This is a genomic window from Luteimonas panaciterrae (assembly GCF_020511115.1).
In the GTDB taxonomy this organism is placed as follows: Bacteria; Pseudomonadota; Gammaproteobacteria; order Xanthomonadales; family Xanthomonadaceae; genus Luteimonas; species Luteimonas panaciterrae.
In genome coordinates this window covers 204,970-220,313 of record NZ_JAJAVH010000011.1, presented here as the reverse complement: position 1 = coordinate 220,313, position 15,344 = coordinate 204,970, and the positions used below count along the sequence as shown (strand labels likewise).

Genomic DNA, 15,344 nt, shown 5'->3' with positions numbered 1-15,344 from the left:
TCACCGCCTGGGCAGTTCGAGAGTTGCCAAAGCCCCGCCACCATCGCGATTGGCCAGGACTGCGTGCCCACCATGCAGATCCGCCACCTGTGCGACGAAACACAGGCCCAGCCCACTGCTGCGACTGCCGCCGCCGGGACGCGGCAGGGAATAGAAACGTTCGAAGACACGGCCGATGGCATAGTCCGGAATGCCCGGGCCGCGATCGGCCACGGTGATGCGGGATGTCTCGTCGTTGCCGTCGACGCTGACTTCGATCCGGGAATCGCGCGGTGCGAAATCGATCGCGTTGTCGAGCAGGTTGACCAGCGCCTGGCGCAACAGGAAACGATCGCCGCGTATCGTGGCATCGTTCGTGACGGGCAGGATGATCGTGACGCCGGCATCGGTGGTCTTCTGTTCGACTTGTGCTGCGGCATCCATCAGCAGTTCTTCCAGATCGATGGTTTCCGGTTCTTCGATGCGCTGGCGATGCTCGACTGCCGCCAGCGCCAGCAGCTTGTCGATCGTCTGCGCCATCCGCTCTCCCTGTGCGCGGATCGCGGCCACGAATCGCGCGCGGTCCGCTTCAGGCAATGGCGGCTGACCGGGATGCGGTTCCAGCAATTCCGCGGAACCACGGATCGCCGAGAGCGGGCTCTTCAACTCGTGCGTCAATGCATGCACGTACTGCTCGACGTACTGCTTGCCTTCCAGGCGCGTGCGCATCGTCTCGAGCGCGCGCCCCAGGTCCGCGAACTCGCCTGCCGGCACTTCGAAGCCGCGTTCGGGAAGCTGCGCACGCTCGCCCGCGGTGACCGCATTGGCGTAGCGGCGCAATCCTCCGAGCTGACGTGAGAGCCACCAGGAGGCCATCAAGCCCACGAGCAATGCCGTCCCCAACAACACCAACCCCCATCTCATCACCACCTGCTGGCTGCGGGCGATGAATGGCGCGAGCACCTGATTGGGCTTGGCGACCGTCAATACACCAATGATGCGGCCGTCGACATCGCGGATCGGCGCGGCGACATGCATGACGCTGGTGTTGTCGTCATTGGGATCGGCGCGCGTGGAGCGCGCGCCGTACTTTCCGCGCAAGGTGAGATAGACATCGTTCCAGCGCGAATAGTCCTTGCCGACGTCGCGCCCGGTCGAATCGAACACGACCATGCCTCGCGCGTCGGTGATGTAGACGCGATAGCTCACCTTGCCCTTCTTGAACCCCCAGATGTTGGCACCCACCTGCCGCTTCGCCAGCGCATGCATGCGTTCGGCGAATCGTCCGTCGTTGATGCTGCCGCCGATGAAATCGTCGCGGACGAGTTCGGCCAGAACGTTGGCGGTGTCGGCCAGGGTGTCTTCCACCGCCTGGCGCACGCCGGGCTTCACTTCCTGGACGAACACCCGCGCCAGCAGAATCCCCGCCAGCGCGACGATGAGGAAGTAACCGAGCAGGATGCGCAGACCGATCTTCATGACGCGGCCTCAGCTGATCTCCAGCGAATAGCCCAGGCTGCGATGCGTGTGGATCGGATCGACCTCCGGCGCGATCGCCTTGAGTTTCGCGCGCAACGTCTTGACGTGGGTGTCGACGGTGCGGTCACCGCTTTCCAGAGCGTCGCCCCAGACGCGGTCCATCAATTGTCCGCGCGACAGCACCGCGCCGGGGCGTGACAGCAGCGCGGCCAGCAAGCCGTATTCGTATCGGGTCAAATCCAGCACTCGTCCACGGTAGCGGATGCGCTTACCCTCGCTGTCGTGTTCGAAATCGCCGTGTCGCTGCGATGCACCCGCGCTCGTCATGCCCGCGCTCGTCATGCCCACGCTCGTCGTGACCCGCCGCAGCACCACGCGCACGCGCGCGACCAGCTCGCGCGGCGAAAATGGCTTCACGACGTAGTCGTCGGCGCCGAGTTCGAGACCCAGCACGCGATCCATCTCGGCATCACGCGCGGTGAGGAAGATCACCGGCAGGTCGCGATCGCGGCGCAGTTCCCGGCACAGGGCGAATCCACCGATGTCGGGCAGACCGACGTCCAGGATGGCCAGGTCGAAGGTGTGTTCTCGCGCGACCTGCAGCGCCTCGTGTCCGGCCAGACAGTGCGTCGCCGCGAATCCTTCCGCGCGCAGGGCATACAGCACGGTGTCGGCAATCGCGCTTTCGTCTTCGACGAGCAGGATGTTGGGCATTGGGACGACGGATCCGGGATGGGAAAAGCGTAACCCCTTTCCGTCATTCCCGCCTCGGCAGACCGGCAGCGCGCCCCGGTGCGGGCATGACGGGCAACGGTAAAACCTCCATACTTTTCCCGTCTCCCGCGCATCCGTCCCTGTGAACTATCGCCACGCCTTCCACGCCGGCAATCACGCCGATGTGCTCAAGCACGTCGTGCTGCTGGCGATCCTGGATGCTTTGCGGGAAAAGGATGCTGCCTTCTTCGTGCTCGACACGCATGCCGGGCGCGGCCGTTACGTGCTGGCCGACGAGGCGAGCCGCAAGACCGGCGAATCCGATCTCGGCATCCTGCGCCTGGCCGACGGCGGTTCGACGCCGCCAGCGATCACGCGCTATCTGCGTGCCGTGGCGGCGCACAACTCGCCGGGAACATGGGACATCTATCCGGGTTCGCCGCTGCTGACGGCGGATGCCCTGCGCGCGCAGGACCGCCTGGCCGCTTGCGAACTCGAGCCCGGGGAAGCGGCCGCCCTGAAATCACTGTTCGCCGGCGACGCGCGCGTGGCCGTGCATGCGCGCGACGGCTACGACGCGATCAAGGCGCTGTTGCCGCCCCGGATCGGGCCGACGCGCTACGCACGCGGCCTGGTGCTGATCGATCCGCCCTACGAGGCGCAGGAGGCCGAATATCCCCGCGTCCTCCAAGCGCTGGAAGAAATCCTGACACGCTGGCCGCAGGCGATCTGCGCCGTGTGGTACCCGATCAAGCAGCGGCGCAGCCTGTTGCCGTTCCTGCGCAAGGCCGCCGCCTTACCCGTCAAATCCGCATTGCTGGCCGAATTGCTGGTGCGCCCGGACGATTCGCCACTACGCTTGAACGGCAGTGGCATGCTGCTCTTGAACCCGCCGTGGAAGATCGACGAGCGGCTCTCGCCCGCCCTGCCGATCCTGTGTGATGCACTGGGAGAAGACGGCGCTTCCTGGCGGCTGGAATATTTGCGCACCCCTGGATAGCCGCTCGCTTCCGGCTTGATCCGCCCCACTGGCGATCGCCGCGGTATGCCAGAATGTGACAACCGCACAATCATCAATCCCATGGCCGGATCCAGCCTGTTCGCCCTCATCGACGATATCGCCACTTTGCTCGACGACGTGTCGGTGATGACCAAGGTGGCCGCGAAGAAGACCGCCGGCGTGCTCGGCGACGATCTCGCGCTCAACGCGCAGCAGGTGTCCGGCGTCAAAGCCGACCGCGAATTGCCCGTGGTCTGGGCGGTGGCGAGAGGCTCGCTGCTCAACAAGGCGATCCTCGTTCCGGCCGCGATCGCGATCAGCGCGTTCGCGCCCTGGGCGATCACGCCGCTACTGATGCTCGGCGGCGGATTCCTCTGCTATGAAGGCGTGGAAAAGCTCGCGCACAAGTTCCTGCACAGCAAGGCCGAGGACGAGCAGCACCATGCGCAACTGGTGCATGCGGTGCAGGACGAGAAGGTCGACATCATCGCGTTCGAGAAGGACAAGATCAAAGGCGCGATCCGCACCGACTTCATCCTCTCCGCGGAAATCATCGTCATCTCGCTCGGCAGCGTCGCCGGACAGGATTTGACGCGCCAGATCTCGGTGCTGGTCGCGATCGCGCTGATCATGACGGTCGGCGTCTATGGCCTGGTCGCCGGCATCGTCAAGCTCGACGATCTCGGCCTGCTGCTGAGCCGCGACGCGCGCCAGAGCGCATGGGCGCGATTCAAGCATGGCTTCGGCGCGCTGATCCTGCGCACCGCCCCGTATCTGATGAAGACGCTGTCCATCGCCGGCACCGCCGCGATGTTCCTGGTCGGCGGTGGCATCCTCGTCCACGGCATCGCGGCGCTCCATCATCTGATCGAGCCGTATACCGGCGGCGCACTGGGAACGGTGGTGAGCCTGCTCTTCGATGCGGTCGTCGGCATCGTGACGGGCATCATCGTGCTGGCCGTGGTTGCCGCGATCACGCGTCTGCGCAAGCCCAAGCACGCCTAGGGCGCACTGGCTTAACGAACGGGACAGGGCCCACGTGCGTAGCGCGAACCTAGTCCCGCATGAGATGGGCCATGTGCCATCTAGGGCATGCCATCTTGAGCATGCCGCCCACAGCATGCCGTCTAGAGTCCGTCTTCACTTTCCCTATGCGAGCATGGCCAAATGGCTGCTCGCAACCGTCTTCCGCCCTGGCATGAAGAAGTCCGGCTCGCCAACGGGCGTGACCTCCTGATCCGACCGATTCGGGCCGATGACGCCGGCCCGTTACAGGCCGGCTTTGGGCTGCTGCAGCCGGACGAGATCCGCCAGCGCTTCCTCTACGCGCTCAAGGAGCTCTCGCCTGAGATGGCGCAGCGCCTGACCCAGCCGCATCCCAAGACCGAATTCGCCCTGGTCGCCGCCGAGCCGCTGCCGCCTGGAGAAGCGCTGATCGGCGCGGTGGCCCGCGCCTCGATCGCTCCTGGCACGCAGGACGCCGAATTCGCGATCCTGGTGAGCCGTTACATCGCCGGCATGGGCCTGGGCCGCCATCTGATGCGCCGCCTCGTGCGCTGGGCGCGCGGCAAGAAGCTGAAGCATCTCTACGGCGACGTGCTGGAGAGCAACCTGCCGATGCTCTCGCTGGTGCAATCACTGGGCTTTCGCCGCGAAGTCGCCGACACCCCGGGCCTGATCCACGTGGTGCTGGATCTGGAGTGAAATGGCGGCGCCGGCACATGGATTCCCATCCGCCGGCGCCCGATTGCATGGAACGCCCGAAGGGGCGTCCATCTGTTCGATTGGAATTTACTCGATCGGACCGCAGCTGCCCGTACGCCACGTCATGATCCGCGTCCTCTCGCCCCATTCGAAGGGTTGCATGCCGTTGCAGTAGCCGGCCACTTCCGAACGCTCGCCCACCACTTCGCCTTCACCGTTGTAGTAGGTGTAGGTGATCCAGCCATTGGCCGGCACAGGCGGGATCGCCATAGCCGAGAACAGCGTTCCCAGTGCAAAGACGCCACTTGCCAGCGCCAGCTTGGTCACGTTGCGCATGCCCTTCCTCATACTCTTCATGTGCTCGATTCCTTTGATTGGTTTGATTGACGACGCAACGGTTGTCCATACGCCCCGCATGCTGCAATCGGGCGTGCGGCGATCGGGCAAGCCATGATCCAGCAAGCCGCGATCCGATCCGCACTCCGCATGGAGGCCGCATGGCAACCGGCGCGGTTTGTATAGCACGCCATTGCAGCCTCCGATGTGCGGTACCGCTAAACTATCGGACTCCATGACATCCGCCCCCCTTTCCGACCTGCTGCCCTCACCGGGCCGGCCGCGCGCCTGGTGGCGTGCGCCAGCCAGCGCCAGCGCGCTCGCCTGGAGCATCGCCCGCACCGCCGCCGCGCATAACGGCCCCCTGCTGGTGGTCGCGCGCGACAACCAGAGCGCGCATCAGCTCGAATCCGATCTGCACACGCTGATCGGCCACGACGACACGCTCCCCGTCCTGCCTTTCCCGGACTGGGAAACCCTCCCCTACGACCAGTTCAGTCCGCATCCGGACATCGTGTCGCAGCGCCTGGCCACGCTGTATCGCCTGCCGACGCTCAGACGCGGCATTGTCGTGGTGCCTGTGCAGACGCTCATGCAGCGCCTGCCACCGCTGTCGTACGTGGTCGGCAGCGCCTTCGACGTGAAGGTGGGACAGAAACTCGATCTCGATGTCGAGAAACGCCGCCTGGAAGCGGCCGGCTACCGCAACGTGCCGCAGGTGTTCGATCCCGGCGATTTCGCCGTGCGCGGCGCGCTGCTCGACGTCTATCCGATGGGCGCGGAAACGCCCTATCGCGTGGAGCTGTTCGACGACAGCATCGACACCATTCGCGCCTTCGATCCGGAAAGCCAGCGCTCGCTCGACAAGGTCGACGCCGTGCAGCTGCTGCCAGGACGCGAAGTACCGATGGACGATGACTCACTCGAACGCGCGATGGACACGCTGCGCGAGCGCTTCGACATCGATACGCGACGCAGCGCGCTGTTCCAGGATTTGAAGTCGGGACATGCGCCCGCCGGCATCGAATACTACCTGCCGCTGTTCTTCGCGCCTTCCGGCAAGGACAAGCAGTCAACCGCCACGCTGTTCGACTATTTCGACGCCGCGGCGATGCCGCTGCTGTGCGATGGCGTCTCGGAAGCGGCCGATCATTTCTGGAAGCAGACCGGCGATCGCTACGAGCAGCGCCGGCACGACATCGAACGCCCGCTGCTGCCGCCGAACGAGCTTTATCTGTCTCCCGATGCGCTGCGCGAGCGGCTCAACCTGTCCGAGCGCGTGGAAGTCTGCAATGCGCAGCATCCCCGCCATGCGCAGGCGATGCCGCTCGGCGACCAGCCCGCGCCCGATCTGCCCGTCGCTGCCAAGGACGTCGCGCCCGCCGCCGCGCTGAAATCCTTCCTCGCCACCTACCCCGGCCGCACGCTGATCGCCACGGATTCGGCGGGTCGGCGCGAAGCGCTTCTGGAAGTGCTGCAGGCAGCGGGATTACAGCCGGAAGTGCTGTTGGATTTCCAGAGCTTTATCCGCGGCGGCAGCGCCACGAAGAAAGCCGCGAAGTTCTCCATCGCGGTCGCGCCGCTCGACAACGGATTCGCGCTCGATGCGGACAGCATCGACGGCGGGCCGATCGCCATCCTCACCGAACGCCAGCTGTTCCCCGAGCGCGCTTCGCAGCCACGCCGACGCAAGCGCGCGGGTCGCGAACCGGAAGCGATCATTCGCGATCTCGGCGAGTTGAGCGAAGGCGCGCCGATCGTCCACGAGGACCACGGCGTCGGCCGTTATCGCGGGCTCATCACGCTCGAAGCCGGCGGCCAGCCCGGCGAATACCTCGAAATCGAATACGCCAAGGGCGACCGCCTCTACGTACCGGTCGCGCAGCTGCATCTGATCAGCCGCTACTCCGGCGCATCGCCGGAAACCGCGCCGCTGCATTCGCTCGGCGGCGAGCAATGGACCAAGGCCAGGCGCAGGGCCGCCGAGAAGGTGCGCGACGTCGCCGCCGAGCTGCTGGAAATCCAGGCCAAGCGCCAGGCTCGCGCCGGGCTCGCGCTCGATGTCGATCGCTCGCTGTACGAACCGTTCGCCGCCACCTTCCCGTTCGAGGAAACGCCGGATCAGCACAGCGCGATCGAGGCGGTGATCCGCGATCTGTCCTCCTCGCAACCGATGGATCGCGTGGTCTGCGGCGACGTCGGCTTCGGCAAGACCGAAGTCGCCGTGCGCGCCGCTTTTGTCGCCGCCACCGCCAGCAAGCAGGTCGCGGTGCTGGTGCCGACCACACTGCTGGCCGAACAGCACTACCGCACGATGCGCGACCGCTTCGCCGACTGGCCGATCCGCGTGGAAGTGCTGTCGCGCTTCAAGAGCACGAAGGAGATCAAGGCCGAGCTCGACAAGCTTGCCGAGGGCAAGATCGACGTCATCGTCGGCACGCATCGCCTGCTGCAGCCGGACGTGCGATTCAAGGATCTCGGCCTGGTGATCGTCGACGAGGAGCAGCGCTTCGGCGTGCGCCAGAAGGAAGCGTTGAAGGCGCTGCGCGCCAACGTGCACCTGCTCACGCTGACGGCCACGCCCATTCCGCGCACGCTCAACATGGCGATGGCGGGTCTGCGCGATCTGGCCATCATCGCCACGCCGCCCGCGCACCGGCTGGCCGTGCAGACCTTCGTCGTGCCCTGGGACGATGCGCAACTGCGGGAGGCTTTCCAGCGCGAACTCGCGCGCGGCGGCCAGGTGTATTTCCTGCACAACGATGTCGAAAGCATCCAGCGCATGCAGCGCCAGCTGCAGGAGCTTGTTCCGGACGCCCGCATCGGCGTCGCCCACGGCCAGATGCCGGAGCGCGAACTGGAACGGGTGATGCTCGATTTCCACAAGCAGCGCACCAATGTGCTGCTGTGCTCGACGATCATCGAATCCGGCATCGACATCCCGAACGCCAACACGATCATCATCAATCGCGCCGACAAGTTCGGCCTGGCGCAGTTGCACCAGTTGCGTGGCCGCGTCGGGCGCTCGCATCACCGCGCTTACGCCTATCTGGTGATTCCGGACCAGCGCTCGATCACGGCCGACGCGCGCAAGCGCCTCGATGCAATCTCGGCAATGGACGAGCTGGGCGCGGGCTTCACGCTTGCAACGCACGATCTGGAAATCCGCGGTGCCGGCGAGTTGCTGGGCGAGGATCAAAGCGGTCAGATGGCGGAAGTCGGCTTCAGCCTCTACACCGAGCTGCTGGAGCGCGCGGTGCGCTCGATCAAGCAGGGCAAGCTGCCCGACATCGACATGCCCGAGGAACGCGGCGCCGACGTGGTGATGAACGTACCCGCGCTGATCCCCGACGACTACTTGCCCGACGTGCACACGCGCCTGACACTCTACAAGCGCATCAGCTCCGCGCGCACGGCCGATGAATTGCGCGAACTGCAGGTGGAGATGATCGACCGTTTCGGCCTGTTGCCGGATGCGGCCAAGCATCTGTTCGCCACGGCCGAACTCAAGCTGCAGGCCACTGAACTTGGCATCCGCAAGCTCGATCTCGGGCCGGGCGGCGGCCGCGTGCAGTTCGTGGAGAAGCCGAACGTCGACCCGATGGCGATCATCCGCATGATCCAGGGCCAACCGAAGCTCTATCAGATGGATGGCCCGGACAAGCTGCGCATCAAACTGGAATTGCCCGATGCGGCCACGCGCTTCAATGCCGCGCGCGGGTTGCTGACGACGCTGCGGCCCGCGGCTTAGGGATCCGCCGGACTATTCTTGCGAGCGTTTCGTGGGCTCTTTCGCTTGCGAACCGAAATCGGCGATGCGCCACAAATAGAGGCTGGCGTAGGTGCGATACGGGCCCCAGCGTTCGCCGCGCTCGACCAGTTCCTTGGGCGTCGGCATCTCGTCGAGCTTGTCGACGACCTGCGCGCCTTTGCGGACACCAAGATCATCGACCGGCAACAGATCGGGCCGACCGAGGCGGAACATCAGCATCATTTCCACCGTCCAGCGGCCGATGCCGCGGACCGGGATGAGCGCGGCGACGATGTCGTCGTGGTGCATCGTCGACATGCGGCGCAGATCGGGGATTTCGCCGCGCGATTCACGCAAGGCCAGATCGCGTAGCGCCAGCGTCTTGTTGCCGGAAACACCACACGCGCGCAGTCCGGCGTCGTCGATGCGGCCGAGCGTGTCGCAATGGAAGCGATTGCTGCCGATCGCCGCCTCCACCCGCCCGACGATCGTCGATGCAGCCTTGCCGCTGAGCTGCTGATAGAGGATCGCGCGCGCCAGCGCGTCGACCGGATCGAAGGACTTGCGCCAGCGCGGATCGGGTTCGATCGCGCCGATGCGCTTCATCCAGGTGCCGAGCTTGCGGTCGCGCTTGGTCAGGTGCGCGAAGGCGGCGTCAGTATCGAATCCTCTGGCGTGTCGTGGCATGGCGTGTGGTGTCGTGAATGGCGAGCGTAGTCGCCGGCAATAAGACCAGAAAAAGCGGGCAATTTCTGCCCTATTTCCTCAAAGCATCGATCGCGTAAAGCAGCCAGGCGATAATCAGCAGCGTGCCGCCGAACGGCGCCGTGCGCGTGCGCACGCCGGCAATCTCGGCCAGGGCCAGCGCGCCCGAGAACAGCAGCGTCCCGCACAGGATCGCGACCAGGGCGATCCACGCCAGCCGGCGCAATGATCCGCGCGCCAACGCCGCGAGCGCGATGCCGTGGCCGAAGGCGAACACGGCCGCCGTCTGCAAACGCGTCTGCGCCTCGCCTTCGGCGCCATGCGCGGCATACGCCGACAGCGCCACGGCCGCGGCGGCGAGCACGGCGCCCGCCGATACCAGCCATCGCGCACCGTTCCCTTCGTTCGACATGTTCCCGCCCTCCACAAACGCAACGCGCCGCATCACAAGGATGCGGCGCGTCGGTCGATCTTCATCGATGAGTGCGAACGCTTACTTCAGGGTCCACAGGACCTCGTACTCGCCCTCGGCGGTGAACGCCTTGTCGATGCCGTTCTTGTAGATCTCGTACGGACGATCCGCGACTTCGTAGCCCTGGGTCAGCGTCCAGGCGCGCAGCGCGTTGCGGACGTTGTCGAGTTCGGCCATGAAGCCGGTGTAGTACGCCACGGAAACGCGGCCGGCCTTGGTCTGCACGTATTCGACCGGGGCGCCGGCCGGAATCTTGATGTCGAGCTTGTCGCCGGCGGCGCTGATCGGGGTCAGGCTGTCCGCTTTCGGTGCGGCTGCCTCGGCGGTGGCGGCATCGGCGGCCGGCTTGTCGGCCTCGGGCTTGGCTTCCTCGGTCTTCGGCTTCTCGCCGACGCCGGCCTTACGGACGGGCTGGGCAATGTCGAAGGTGTAGTTCTCGCGGCCGAGTTCGGTGGAGATGATGCGCATCGGACCGGCGGCGACCAGGCCGTTGGCGTCCATGGTGCGCTTGATCCACTCCATGTTGGCCTTCATCGAGCCCTTGATCTTCTCGTTGTTGCGCTCGATCGAACCGGCCTTGACCACCAGCAGGTCCTCGGCGGGACGCTCGACCACCTGCATGCCGCGCATCTTGGTGCCCGGCACGGCCCAGTCGACGTTCGGCACGGTGGCCAGCATCGTGGTCAGGCGCGCGAGGCCGAGCTTGATGTCGTCGCCGACGTGACGCTTGACGTAGAGGCCAGCGTAGCGGCCGAACAGGTTCCAGCCGTAGTTGACGTCGTATTCCTGGGTGATCTCGATGTTGCGCTTCACCGCGCCCTTACCGGTGGGCTTGAGGGTGAAGGTCATGAACTTGTCGCTGCCGCGCTGCGGATTATCGAGCGCGTACTTGACCTTCTTGCCGGGCTCGGACTCGACGATCTCCCAGCTGCCGTTGCCGATCTGCCTCACATCGGAGCTGTAGCTCAGCTTGGCACCGACGCCGGAACCGGGGCCCGACAATTCGGTCTTGAGGCGGGGATCACGCAGGAACAGCGGATTCCAATCCTTGAAGCGGCGCAGGCTGTTGATCGTGTCGAAAACGATATTCATCTTGCGATTGGTTTCGACGCTTTCGCTCAAGTGACGCTCGGACGGCAACACAAGGCCGACGATCAGCATCAGGGCGGCCACGATTGCGAACGAAATCAGAATCTCGATGAGGCGGGTCATTCAGGGTTCTCCAGGACCTTATCCGGCTGGGGCGGGCACAGACCGGCAATCGTAGCAAGTTTTGGAACCGCGGAGCCGATCGCGGCATCGATCAACGCCAAATGGCTGGAATGAAATCAAGGGCATAGCCCGTCATCCCCCCGTTCCGCCCTTGTTTTTCGGGGCGCGGGGCGAGTTGCGGCGCACAATCGCCCTTGCATCAGACCAATTGCAGCTCGAAGGCCTTCAACACGGCCCGCGTGCGGTCGCGCACGCCCAGCTTCGAAAGGATGTTCGAGACGTGGTTCTTGATCGTGCCCTCGGCCACGCCCAGCGAATTGGCGATCTCCTTGTTGGAGAAGCCGCTGGCCATCAGCCGCAGGATCTCGGTTTCGCGATCGGTGAGCGGATCGGGCCGATCGAGGCTGACGAAATCGTTACGCATGTGTTCCAGGCCCGAGAGCAAGCGCTGGGTCACCGCCGGCTGCACCAGCGAGCCGCCATCGGCCACGGCGCGGATCGCGCCGACCAGTTGCTCCAGCGAGACGTCCTTGAGCAGATAGCCCTTGGCACCGGCCTTCAGTCCGGCCAGCACGAGCTGGTCGTCGTCGAACGTGGTCAGGATGATGGTTGGCGGCAAGGCATTGAGGCGCGCCAGCGCCTGCAACGCCTCGAGGCCGGACATCGCCGGCATGCGCATATCCATCAGCACCACGTCGGGCTTCACCTGCGGGATCAGTTCGACCGCCTGCCGCCCGTCACCGGCCTCGGCAACCACTTCGATGCCGCCGTCGAGGGCCAACAGCGAGCGGATCCCCTGCCGCACCAGCGTTTGATCATCGACCAGACACACACGGATCATGCTCACTACTCCTTGGAAGACTTTGTTCGCGTTTCGATCGCGGAATGACGCAGGCAGTGCGCCGATCCGCACGCGACGGTGTTCATGGCGCCGCCGCCATGTCGTTATCGAGCCTGACAGCCGGCTCGGGTGCCGGCGGCTCGGCGGGGACCGGAGTCCCGGGTTCCAGCGGCAGCCGCAAGCGCAGGACGAAGCCCTGCCCCGCAGCCGTTTCGGTTTCCAGTTCGCCACCATACTCAGCCAGGCGCTCGCGGATGCCGCGCAGGCCGTTACCGACCGCGGCGGCATCCTCGGCGCCGCGGCCGTCGTCGCGCGCGTGCAGCCGGATGGCGTGGCCGTCCCAGCTGTAGCGCAGGCGCAATACCTGGGCCTGGGCATGGCGGACGGCGTTGGTGATGATCTCCTGTGTGCAGCGCAGCAGGACGTGCGCGCGCTCGGGATCGTCGATCAGAAATGGCCTTGGCATGGCCATGTCGATATGCAGGCCGGGGACGTTGTCGGCCAGCGGCAGCAACGTCGCGGCCATGTCGATGGCGTCGTTGTCGCGGATCTGGCTGACCGCCTCGCGCACGTCGCTCAGCAGCAGCCGCGCCAGCGTGTGCGCCTGATCGACGTGCTCATGCGCCTGTCCTTCGGTGAGATGGCTGGCCACTTCCAGGTTCAAGCTCAGCGCGGTCAGATGATGGCCGAGCAGATCGTGCAGCTCACGCGAGATGCGGGTGCGCTCGTTGACGCGCGCGCTCTCGGCCAGCAGCGCGCGCGTGGCGCGCAGTTCGGCGTTGAGTCGGCGCTGGTCCTCGCGCGCCAGTGACTGCTGTCGCGCCACCATGCTGGTGACGAAGATGAAGACGCAGAAGCCGCCGTACAGGATCGACTGCAACAGCGCCTCCGCCCACGAGAAGCCGATCCCGAGGAACATCGGCATGACCATCAACTGGCTGAGGATCAGCCAGGCGATCCCCGCCGGCAATGGCAGCAGCCACGGCAGCACGCAGGCCACCACCATCAGCAGAATGCTGCCTAGTCCGCTGTTGGTGTAGTAACTGACGGCCACCGCGCTGATGGTGAGCAATAGCAGCGCGATGAAATCGAAGATGCGGACCCGGCGTGCTCCCAGCGCCTGCGTCAGCCAGGCGTAGCTCGCACCAAACAATCCCCAGGCGATCCAGGCTTGCCAGATCGGTTCACCGGCACTGGGACCGGCCTGCACCGCGAGTTCGATCGTCTGTTCGGCCGGCTGTGACAACACGAGCAACGGCACGCCCACCACGATCCAGGTGAACAGGCCCGCGTAGCGCAGCAGGCGTCGGTGGTCGAGACGGGCGAACATCTTGACATGTTAGGCGCAAACGGCGGGTGAGGACCCCACCGAAAGTCATGTCTGTTTTACGAGTTTGAAACAAATCCGGGTGGGTTGTGCAGTTGTCGGCTGGGTTTTGATGTGTCGGAGTGCCGGGTGAAGGGTGATTTTGGATTGGGTTTCGGTTTGAATGAGCTTGCACGTGGAGCTTCAGCTTCGGAGTGTTCCACCGTCGCCATCCATGGCGCGACATCACGGCTTCGGACCGCCCGGCCCGGCCATCCATGGCCGGGCATTCAGAAGCGCAGCAGACGCCTTGAAGGCGTCCGCTAAGCACGCGCTTCTTCGTCCATATGCGATAATCCCGCCCCGGTCGTGCGATGCATTTGCGTCCCACCGGCCCAGGACGTTTTTAAGCAGCGAGGAACTCTGGAATGTCGATTGTCATCCGCGACGTGCGCGAGCACGAGCTGGATTCCATCCTTGCCCTGAACAATGCCGCCGGCCCCGTGATCCTGCCGCTCGAAGCGACGCGGCTGCGCCGTTTCTTCGATACGGCCGAATATTTCCGCGTCGCCGAGCGCGATGGGCTGATGGCCGGTTTTCTGGTGGGGTTCGGTCGCACTCCCGAATATGATCCCGGCCACGACAGCAGCAACTACGACTGGTTCCGCCAGCGCCACGAGCGCTTCTTCTACATCGACCGCATCGTGGTCGCCAGCCGCCGCCGTGGCGGCGGCGTGGGCCGCGCGTTCTATGCCGACGTGCAGAGCTATGCCGAGCTGCGCTATCCGCTGCTGACCTGCGAGGTCTTCATCGAGCACGACAGCGACCCGGCACGCGTGTTCCACGGCAGCTTCGGCTTCCAGGAAGTCGGCCAGCACGTGATGCCCGAGAACGGCGTGCGCGCCTCGATGCTGATGAAAGAGCTGTGCAGCTACGCCTGGGTGCGCGAGCATTACGGCGACGAATTGCCCAACGCTCCCTGGCTCACCCGCCCGCGCGACCTGTCGCAGGCCCGACGCGCGACGGGAACCTGAGCATGGCAGCGACACCCTCTTCCCAAATCCCGAACTACGAACTCGCCGGCGAACTGAAGATCGGCCAGGTCGGCATCGCCAACCTGCGCGTGCGCACGCTCGACGTGGCCCAGCTGGCCCAGGAAATGCGCGAACGCGTCGCCCGCGCGCCGAAGCTGTTCGCGCGCGCCGCCGTGATCGTCGATTTCGGCGGCCTCGCCGCCACGCCCGACGCCGCCACCGCCCGTGCCCTGCTCGAAGGCCTGAAGGACGCCGGCGTGCTGCCGGTCGCCCTGGCCTACGGCAGCAGCGACAACGAGAAGCTCGCCGTCGAGCTCGGCCTGCCGCTGCTGGCCAAGTTCCGCGCCCAGTACGAATCCTCGGCCGAGGCGGCCGCGCCGGCCCCGGCCCCGCAGGCGGCCTCCGCGCCATCGCCGCAGGCCGCTCCGGAACCCGCCGCCCCGCCCCCCCGGTCCGCGGCCCCCGCCCCCGGCGGCGAGCCCGGCATGATCCAAGCCACCCCCGTCCGCTCAGGTCAGCAGATCTACGCGGACAACCGCGATCTCACCGTCCTGACCACGGTCGGTGCCGGTGCCGAGGTGATCGCCGACGGCTCCGTTCACATTTACGGCGCCCTGCGCGGGCGCGCGCTGGCCGGCGCCCAGGGCAACGAGAAGGCGCGTATCTTCTGCCGCGAGTTCCATGCCGAACTCGTCGCCGTCGCCGGGCACTACAAAGTGCTGGACGAAATTCCCAAGGACCTGCATGGCAAGGCCGTGCAGGTCTGGCTCGAAAAAGAAGAACTCAAAATAGCCGCTCTGCAATAATGCGG

General features: G+C 65.6%; 14 protein-coding genes. 6 read left to right on the top strand and 8 right to left on the bottom strand.

Annotated features, from left to right (window positions below):
• Window positions 1-1,458 (bottom strand): two-component system sensor histidine kinase CreC, encoded by a 1,458-nt coding sequence (gene creC / locus LG367_RS13875; RefSeq protein ID WP_226469851.1) that lies wholly within the window; start codon window positions 1,456-1,458, stop codon window positions 1-3.
• Between the two features lie 9 nt (window positions 1,459-1,467).
• The gene (gene creB, locus LG367_RS13870) at window positions 1,468-2,172 is read right to left on the bottom strand and encodes a two-component system response regulator CreB (protein WP_226469850.1); all 705 of its coding nucleotides are present in this window, start codon (window positions 2,170-2,172) and stop codon (window positions 1,468-1,470) included.
• Between the two features lie 142 nt (window positions 2,173-2,314).
• On the opposite strand from creB, the gene LG367_RS13865 reads away from it, so the two are divergent.
• The 3 genes from LG367_RS13865 (at window position 2,315) to LG367_RS13855 (ending at window position 4,876) form a co-directional block, all read left to right on the top strand.
• Window positions 2,315-3,172, top strand: a complete 858-nt coding sequence (locus LG367_RS13865) for a 23S rRNA (adenine(2030)-N(6))-methyltransferase RlmJ (RefSeq protein ID WP_226469849.1) — start codon at window positions 2,315-2,317, stop codon at window positions 3,170-3,172.
• 81 nt (window positions 3,173-3,253) lie between these two features.
• The gene (locus LG367_RS13860; protein ID WP_226469848.1) at window positions 3,254-4,177 is read left to right on the top strand and encodes a DUF808 domain-containing protein; all 924 of its coding nucleotides are present in this window, start codon (window positions 3,254-3,256) and stop codon (window positions 4,175-4,177) included.
• Between the two features lie 162 nt (window positions 4,178-4,339).
• Window positions 4,340-4,876 carry a GNAT family N-acetyltransferase gene (locus LG367_RS13855; protein WP_226469847.1) on the top strand — a complete coding sequence of 179 codons (537 nt, stop codon included), beginning with the start codon at window positions 4,340-4,342 and terminating at the stop codon, window positions 4,874-4,876.
• Between the two features lie 87 nt (window positions 4,877-4,963).
• Here LG367_RS13855 and LG367_RS13850 read toward each other — a convergent pair whose 3' ends face one another.
• On the bottom strand, window positions 4,964-5,233 hold the full coding sequence (locus LG367_RS13850; protein WP_226469846.1) for a hypothetical protein: 270 nt from the start codon (window positions 5,231-5,233) through the stop codon (window positions 4,964-4,966).
• Window positions 5,234-5,447: 214 nt separating this feature from the next.
• Between LG367_RS13850 and mfd the strand changes: the two genes are divergently transcribed.
• A complete protein-coding gene (mfd, locus tag LG367_RS13845) occupies window positions 5,448-8,963 on the top strand; it encodes a transcription-repair coupling factor (protein WP_226469845.1) in 3,516 nt (1,171 codons plus the stop codon).
• A 12-nt stretch (window positions 8,964-8,975) separates the two neighbouring features.
• Here mfd and LG367_RS13840 read toward each other — a convergent pair whose 3' ends face one another.
• The 5 genes from LG367_RS13840 to LG367_RS13820 all read right to left on the bottom strand — a co-directional run bounded on the left by LG367_RS13840 (window position 8,976) and on the right by LG367_RS13820 (window position 13,523).
• On the bottom strand, window positions 8,976-9,650 hold the full coding sequence (locus tag LG367_RS13840; RefSeq protein WP_226469844.1) for a DNA-3-methyladenine glycosylase family protein: 675 nt from the start codon (window positions 9,648-9,650) through the stop codon (window positions 8,976-8,978).
• A gap of 70 nt (window positions 9,651-9,720) precedes the next feature.
• Window positions 9,721-10,080 (bottom strand): DUF423 domain-containing protein, encoded by a 360-nt coding sequence (locus LG367_RS13835; protein ID WP_226469843.1) that lies wholly within the window; start codon window positions 10,078-10,080, stop codon window positions 9,721-9,723.
• 81 nt (window positions 10,081-10,161) lie between these two features.
• Entirely contained in the window at window positions 10,162-11,352 is a 1,191-nt protein-coding gene (locus LG367_RS13830; RefSeq protein ID WP_226469842.1) for a polyketide cyclase, read from the bottom strand.
• Between the two features lie 199 nt (window positions 11,353-11,551).
• The gene (locus LG367_RS13825; RefSeq protein ID WP_226469841.1) at window positions 11,552-12,193 is read right to left on the bottom strand and encodes a response regulator; all 642 of its coding nucleotides are present in this window, start codon (window positions 12,191-12,193) and stop codon (window positions 11,552-11,554) included.
• 82 nt (window positions 12,194-12,275) lie between these two features.
• The gene (locus LG367_RS13820) at window positions 12,276-13,523 is read right to left on the bottom strand and encodes a sensor histidine kinase (protein WP_226469840.1); all 1,248 of its coding nucleotides are present in this window, start codon (window positions 13,521-13,523) and stop codon (window positions 12,276-12,278) included.
• A gap of 404 nt (window positions 13,524-13,927) precedes the next feature.
• On the opposite strand from LG367_RS13820, the gene LG367_RS13815 reads away from it, so the two are divergent.
• A complete protein-coding gene (locus LG367_RS13815) occupies window positions 13,928-14,533 on the top strand; it encodes a GNAT family N-acetyltransferase (protein ID WP_226469839.1) in 606 nt (201 codons plus the stop codon).
• A 2-nt stretch (window positions 14,534-14,535) separates the two neighbouring features.
• Complete coding sequence (minC, locus tag LG367_RS13810) at window positions 14,536-15,339, top strand: septum site-determining protein MinC (RefSeq protein ID WP_226469838.1); 804 nt, start codon at window positions 14,536-14,538, stop codon at window positions 15,337-15,339.
• Window positions 15,340-15,344 lie beyond the last annotated feature (5 nt).